Annotated in this window: 7 protein-coding genes; 5 read left to right on the top strand and 2 right to left on the bottom strand. The window is 64.5% G+C overall.

Annotated elements, in window-relative coordinates; genetic code table 11:
• The 4 genes from XI08_RS46220 to XI08_RS10260 all read left to right on the top strand — a co-directional run.
• On the top strand, positions 1–177 hold a 177-nt coding region (locus XI08_RS46220; RefSeq protein WP_442869793.1), incomplete at its 5' end, for a cysteine rich repeat-containing protein.
• Positions 178–248: 71 nt separating this feature from the next.
• Positions 249–464, top strand: a complete 216-nt coding sequence (locus tag XI08_RS10270) for a hypothetical protein (protein ID WP_027545164.1) — start codon at positions 249–251, stop codon at positions 462–464.
• A 190-nt stretch (positions 465–654) separates the two neighbouring features.
• Positions 655–1794, top strand: a complete 1140-nt coding sequence (locus XI08_RS10265; RefSeq protein ID WP_271574329.1) for an FAD-dependent monooxygenase — start codon at positions 655–657, stop codon at positions 1792–1794.
• Positions 1791–3404, top strand: coding sequence for a benzoate-CoA ligase family protein (locus XI08_RS10260; RefSeq protein WP_271574328.1), 1614 nt, complete (start codon positions 1791–1793; stop codon positions 3402–3404). The genes XI08_RS10265 and XI08_RS10260 overlap by 4 nt, the downstream gene beginning before the upstream one ends.
• 193 nt (positions 3405–3597) lie before the next feature.
• Here XI08_RS10260 and XI08_RS10255 read toward each other — a convergent pair whose 3' ends face one another.
• Both XI08_RS10255 and maiA read right to left on the bottom strand, forming a co-directional pair.
• A complete protein-coding gene (locus XI08_RS10255) occupies positions 3598–4110 on the bottom strand; it encodes a MarR family winged helix-turn-helix transcriptional regulator (protein WP_271574327.1) in 513 nt (170 codons plus the stop codon).
• Positions 4100–4732 (bottom strand): maleylacetoacetate isomerase, encoded by a 633-nt coding sequence (maiA, locus tag XI08_RS10250; RefSeq protein ID WP_271574326.1) that lies wholly within the window; start codon positions 4730–4732, stop codon positions 4100–4102. Before maiA ends, XI08_RS10255 begins: the two co-directional genes overlap by 11 nt.
• 209 nt (positions 4733–4941) lie before the next feature.
• Here maiA and gtdA point away from each other — a divergent pair, with 209 nt between their 5' ends.
• Complete coding sequence (gene gtdA / locus XI08_RS10245) at positions 4942–5982, top strand: gentisate 1,2-dioxygenase (RefSeq protein ID WP_271574325.1); 1041 nt, start codon at positions 4942–4944, stop codon at positions 5980–5982.
• Positions 5983–6127: the final 145 nt, after the last annotated feature.

Below are 6127 nucleotides of genomic sequence, written 5' to 3'. Positions count from 1 at the left end.
CCGCTGCGGCCGCGCGAAGAGCTGCTCATCGTCCGATCGGCCTGCGGCGCCGACATCCGCACGCTGTGCGCCGGCGTTGCGCCCGGCGGCGGCCGCATCGTGCAATGCATCTCGAGCAATGCCGCGTCGCTGTCGCCTGCCTGCAAGGAGGTGCTCGCCCCGTTCGCAGCGCGATAAGGCAGCGCACGCCTGCCGCGACAAACTTTTGCAGATATCGATTTCGATCACGACAAGACAGGGAGGACAACATGCGTTCATTGCTGCTCGTTGCTTCTGCGCTTCTCGCCTTCGCGGCGACCATGACGTTCGAGGCCACCGACGCCAACGCGGTCGTGTGCGCCCGCGGCGTCTATCGCGCCGGTTGCGCCGGGCCGAACGCCGCCGTCGTGGTCCGCAAGCCGGTTCCGGTGGTCCGCTGTACCAGGGTGCTGGTGAACGGGGTCTACGTGAAGCGCTGCGTCTGATCCCCGGGTGGCCAAGCCGGCGCGCTTTGGCTATGGTTCGCGCCTGACGGCTTCGGACACGCGCAAGACGCGGGTCCGGAAGCGAGCTTTGGCGCGCCGCGCTTGGCCGATAATTCTGCTGGCGCGGGAGGCCGGAGCACATTAGTCTACCCCTAGATAGTGAGTATACTGTCAATTAGGGAGGCAGACGTTGCGGATCGCCGTGATTGGCGGGGGGCCCGGCGGGCTCTACTTCGCCTATCTCTGGAAGAAGCGTCACCCCGAGGATCAAGTCGACCTGTTCGAACAGAACCCGGCCGACGCGACCTGGGGCTTTGGCGTCGTGTTCTCCGACCAGGCGCTGGAGTTCCTGCGTACCGACGACCCCGAGACGGTCGACGCGATCGCGCCGCATATGGAGAGCTGGGAGAACATCACGCTGAACGTCCATGGCGACAGCGTCGCCATCGACGGCGTCGGCTTCTCCTCGATCGGGCGGCTCGAGCTCTTGCAGTTCCTGCAGCAGCGCGCGCTCGATGCCGGCGTCACGCCGCGCTTCGACACGCAAATTCTCGGGATCGACCAGCTCAACGGCCACGACCTGATCGTCGCCGCCGACGGCTTGAACTCGCTGGTGCGCCGCGCCTACGAGGGCGATTTCGGCACCTCGCTGTCCTACTCCTCCAACAAGTTCGTCTGGTACGGCACCTCGAAGCGCTTCGACACGCTGTCGCAGACCTTCGTCAAGACCGACCGCGGCGCCTTCAACGCCCATCACTACCGCTATTCGCCGACCATGAGCACCTTCCTGGTCGAGTGCGATCACGCCACCTGGCAGGCTTACGGGTTCGCCTACAAGGACGTCGAGCAGTCCAAGGGCGTCTGCGAGGAGGTGTTTGCGGATACGCTCGGCGGCCACTGCCTCGTCTCCAACAAATCGGTATGGCGCAATTTCCCCTGGGTCTGGAACGAGCACTGGTCGTTCAAGAACATGGTGCTGATCGGCGATGCCCTGCACTCGGCGCATTTCTCGATCGGCTCCGGCACGCGGCTCGCGATCGAGGACGCGATCGCGCTGGTCAAGGCGCTGGAGTCGGATGCGCATCTGAACACCGCATTGCTTCGCTACCAGGCCGAGCGAAAACCGGTGGTGCAGAAACTCGTCGACGCTGCGCGCACCTCGGCCTGCTGGTACGAGCACTTTGCCGAACACATGCAGCTCGATTTGATGGACTTTGCCTACAGCTACATCACCCGTTCCGGGCGTATCGACGATTCCCGCCTGCGCACGATGTCGCCGGCCTTCATGGCGCGTTATGAGGCCGCCAAGAACGGCGGGGACGAGGCATGAACAACGAGATTCGCGACCAGGTGCCCGCGGACAGCGCGGGCGCACGCGAGATCGGCTTTGCCGTTCCGCAAATCTACAACGCCAGCCGCGTGCTGTTCGACAATCTCGGCAAGGGATATGGCGACAAGCTCGCGCTGATCGGTGCGGCGGGCACGCGCACATATGCCGAGCTCTGCGCGGAGGCTTGCCGCTGGGGCAACGGCTTCGTCTCACTCGGGCTGAAACGCGGCGACCGCGTGCTGTTGTTCCTCGACGATACGCCGGCCTATCCCGCCGCCTTCTTCGGCGCGGTGCGCGCCGGCTTCGTGCCGCTCCTGATCAACACACTGACGCCGCCGGATCTGCTGCAATTCTATCTCGCCGATTCCGGCGCGACCGTCGCCGTGGCCGAGGCCGAATTCTGCGCACGCTTCAATGCGGAGGCGTGCAAGGACACGAACCTGCGCACGCTGATCGTCGTCAATGGCGAAACGGGCGAACATGCCGCGCCTGCGGCGGTCGCGGCAGCAGGCTGGCTTGCGCAATTCCCGGCCGAGCTGGCGGAGGCGGACACAAATCGCAACGAGATGGCGTTCTGGATGTACTCCTCCGGCTCGACCGGCCGGCCCAAGGGCATCGTGCATCTCCAGCACGACATGGCCTATAGCGAGATGGCCTTCGCCCAGAACATGCTGAAGCTGACGCCCGACGACATCTGCTTCTCGGTGCCGAAGATCTTCTTCGCTTACGGCTTCGGCAACTCCGTCACCTTCCCGTTCTCGGTCGGCGCGACGACGCTGCTGCTGCCGGGCCAGCCGAAGCCGGCAACGATCTTCGCGGCGATCGAGCAGTACAGGCCGACGGTCTTCTTCGGCCTGCCGACGCTCTACACCTCGCTGACCAAGGCCGAGGGCGCGCAACAGACGAACTTCTCGTCGCTGCGCATGGCGCTCTCCGCGGCGGAAGTGCTCTCGGCCGACGTCTTCAACGGCTGGAAGACTCTCACCGGCCTCGAAATCGTCGAAGGCCTCGGCTCGACCGAGGTGCTGCACATCTATCTCTCCAATCGCCCCGAGCAGAAAAAGCTCGGCGCCGCCGGCCTGCGCGTGCCCGGCTACGAGGTCGCCCTGCGCGACAAGGACGGAAGGGAGGTCGGCGACGACGAGGAAGGCATCCTGTGGGTGCGCGGCGATTCCAACACGCCGCTGTACTGGAACCGGCCGGACAAATCCGCCGAGACCATCCGCGAGGGCGGCTGGATCTACACCGGCGACCGCTTCGTGCGCGATGCCGACGGCTTCCACTTCTTCCGCGGCCGCGCCGACGATCTCATCAAGATCTCCGGCCAATGGGTCTATCCGCTCGAGGTCGAGCTGTGCCTCGCCGACCACCCCGACATCCGCGAATGCGCGGTGTTCGCTGCTGAATTGCCCGATCGTCGCATGACGCTGAAGGCGGTGGTGGTGATGAACAGCCGTGCCACCGACCAAAGCGAAGCGACGCGACGGCTACAGGATTACGTCAAGGGCAAGCTGCTTCCCTACAAATACCCGCGCGAGGTGATCTTCATCGACGAACTGCCGAAGACGGGAACGGGGAAGATCGACCGGCAGGCGCTGCTGCGGATGTGAGGGGACGGCGCAGCCACGCTCTCGATGTCGTCCCTGCGAACGCAGGGACCCATAACCCCAGGGAGTGGTTGCAACGCGAGACAGGTCACCACGAGTCTTCGCCAAACTTCTCCCTGCGGGTATGGGTCCCGGATCTGCGCTTCGCTTGTCCGGGACGACAGTTGAATTCTGCGCTGCTATCTCGGCAAATCCCTCACCCGCCCTTCCCCAGATGCTCCAGCGCGTCCTCGGCCCGCAGCGGCACGCGCGAGACTTCGTTGTTGAGATCGACGAGCTGCACCAGAAGCCCCATCAGCGTCTTGCGCTCAGCGGGCTTCAGCGGCTCCAGCATGCGCGCCTGGGCGCGTTCGACGGCGGGGATGATCTCGCGCAGGATCGCGGCGCCCGACTTGGTCAGATAGAGCAGCTTGATCCGCTTGTCCTCGGGCGCGGGCTTGCGCTCGATATAGTCCTTGGCCTGGAGCCGCTCGATCACGCTGCCGAGGGTGGAGCGGTCGAACGCGATCACCGCCGACAGCCGCGTCGCATCGATGCCGGGATGGGTGTGGATCGCGATCAGCGCCCCATATTGCACCGGCGTGAGATCGAACGCCTTGCATTCCTCCATGAAGATCGAGACCGCGATCTGCTGCATGCGCCGGAACAGATAGCCCGGCGCGGCATAGACCGCGTCCATCGTGATCGGAGGAGGAGGCTTACTCGGCATCGGGCTGCTTCTCCGGTGCCGCATTGGCGAACGCCGGCAACGCCTTGGCGGCGGCTTCTGCCTTGAGAAGGCGCGGATAGGCCGAGACATCGACGCCGAAGCGGCGCGCATTGGCAAGCTGCGGCACGAGGCAGAGATCGGCCAGCGTCGGCGCATCGCCAAAGCAGAACGGGCCCGGCTCGTCCCTGATCAGGGTTTCGCAGGCCGACAGGCCCTCGCGGTTGACCCAGGCGGCCCATTCCTGGACCTTCTCCTCGGCAAGCCCCAGCTCGCGCAGCCGCGCCAGCACCTTCAGGTTCTGCACCGGATGGGTGTCGCAGGCGATCGCCAGCGCAAACGCCCTCACCTTGGCGCGCCGCAGCGGATCCTTCGGCAGCAGCGGCGGATTGGGGTGCGTGTCGTCGAGCCATTCGATGATCGCGACCGATTGGGTCAGCACCGCACCGCCATCGTTCTCCAGCGCCGGCACCAGCCCTTGCGGGTTGATGGCGAGATAGGCGGGCGCGCATTGCTCGCCCTTGCGAAGATGATGCGGCAGGTGCTCGGCGCCGAGGCCCTTCAGATTCAGCGCGATCCGCACCCGATAGGCGGCACTGGAGCGGAAATAGCCGTGCAGCTTCATCGGAACCCCCCCTTTTAATTTTTCCCCGTCATTCCGGGGCGATGCGTCAGCATCGAACTATGGTGCACATTTGCGCACCTGAGAATCTCGAGGTTCCGGGTTCACGCTTCGCGTGCCCCGGAACGACAGCCCTAGGCAGCCGTTCGTCACATTGACGCTACCTAGATCGTCAGTATACTGTCAATCAACAAAACGACGGGAGCGCCACCATGGAAGCCGTGACCAAGACGCCGGAACGCGAGGCGTTCTACAAGAAGATCGACGGCGAAAATCTCACCGCGCTGTGGACGGTGATGGGCGATTTGATCACGCCGGAGCCGAAGAGCGCCTGCCGGCCGCACCTCTGGAAATTCGAAATCATCCGCGACTACATGACGGAAGCCGGCAAGCTGATCACCGCCAAGGAAGCCGAGCGGCGCGTGCTGGTGCTGGAGAACCCGGGCCTGCGCGGCCAGTCCAAGATCACGACCTCGCTCTATGCCGGCGTGCAGATGGTGGTGCCCGGCGACGTCGCCCCCGCCCACCGGCACAGCCAGTCGGCGCTGCGCTTCGTGCTCGAAGGCAAGGGCGCCCACACCGCCGTCGACGGCGAGCGCACGGCGATGGAGCCCGGCGATTTCATCATCACGCCGTCGATGACCTGGCACGACCACTCCAACGAGACTGACGAGCCGATGTTCTGGCTCGACGGCCTCGATATCCCGCTGGTGCAGTTCTTCGACTGCTCCTTTGCGGAAGGCTCGAACGTGGACCAGCAGAGGATCACGAAGCCCGCTGGCGACAGCTTTGCGCGCTACGGCCACAATCTGCTGCCGGTCGACGTGAAGCGGAGTTCGAAGACCTCGCCGATCTTCAGCTATCCCTATGCCTACACCCGCGAGGCGCTGGAGAAGGCTCGCGCGAGCCAGGAATGGGACGCCTGCCACGGGCTGAAGCTGAAGTTCAGCAATCCCGAGACCGGCGATTTCGCGATGCCCACCATTGGCACCTTCATCCAGTTGCTGCCGAAGGGTTTCAAGACCGCGCGCTATCGTTCGACGGACGCGACGGTCTTCTGTCCGATCGAAGGCAAGGGCCGCACCCGCATCGGCGATGCCGTATTCGAATGGGGCCCGCGCGACCTGTTCGTGGTGCCGAGCTGGCAATGGGCGACGCACGAGGCCGATGACGATGCCGTGCTGTTCAGCTTCTCGGACCGCCCGGTGCAGCAGAAGCTGGATTTGTTCCGCGAAGATCGCGGGAATGCGTGAGATTGGGTGCTATAGCCTTACATTCGGTGTCGTCCCGGCGAAGGCCGGGACCCATACCGCGTGATCTATCTAGTCATCTGGAACGCAAGTTCGTCACATTAGTTGATAGCTCGAATCTCTACACAGGAGAGAGCTCGTGGCGAAT

The sequence above is a fragment of the Bradyrhizobium sp. CCBAU 11361 genome (genome assembly GCF_028128935.1).
Classification (GTDB): Bacteria; Pseudomonadota; Alphaproteobacteria; order Rhizobiales; family Xanthobacteraceae; genus Bradyrhizobium; species Bradyrhizobium niftali.
Note: the sequence above shows the minus strand (reverse complement) of the source record. Positions and strands in the feature narration are given on the sequence as shown.

Excerpts from the sequence above, each read along its gene's own strand:
- XI08_RS10270 (WP_027545164.1), top strand. The coding sequence starts at position 249 with ATGCGTTCATTGCTGCTCGTTGCTTCTGCGCTTCTCGCCTTCGCGGCG.
- XI08_RS10260 (WP_271574328.1), top strand. The coding sequence starts at position 1,791 with ATGAACAACGAGATTCGCGACCAGGTGCCCGCGGACAGCGCGGGCGCA.
- XI08_RS10255 (WP_271574327.1), bottom strand. The coding sequence starts at position 4,110 with ATGCCGAGTAAGCCTCCTCCTCCGATCACGATGGACGCGGTCTATGCC.
- maiA (WP_271574326.1), bottom strand. The coding sequence starts at position 4,732 with ATGAAGCTGCACGGCTATTTCCGCTCCAGTGCCGCCTATCGGGTGCGG.
- gtdA (WP_271574325.1), top strand. The coding sequence starts at position 4,942 with ATGGAAGCCGTGACCAAGACGCCGGAACGCGAGGCGTTCTACAAGAAG.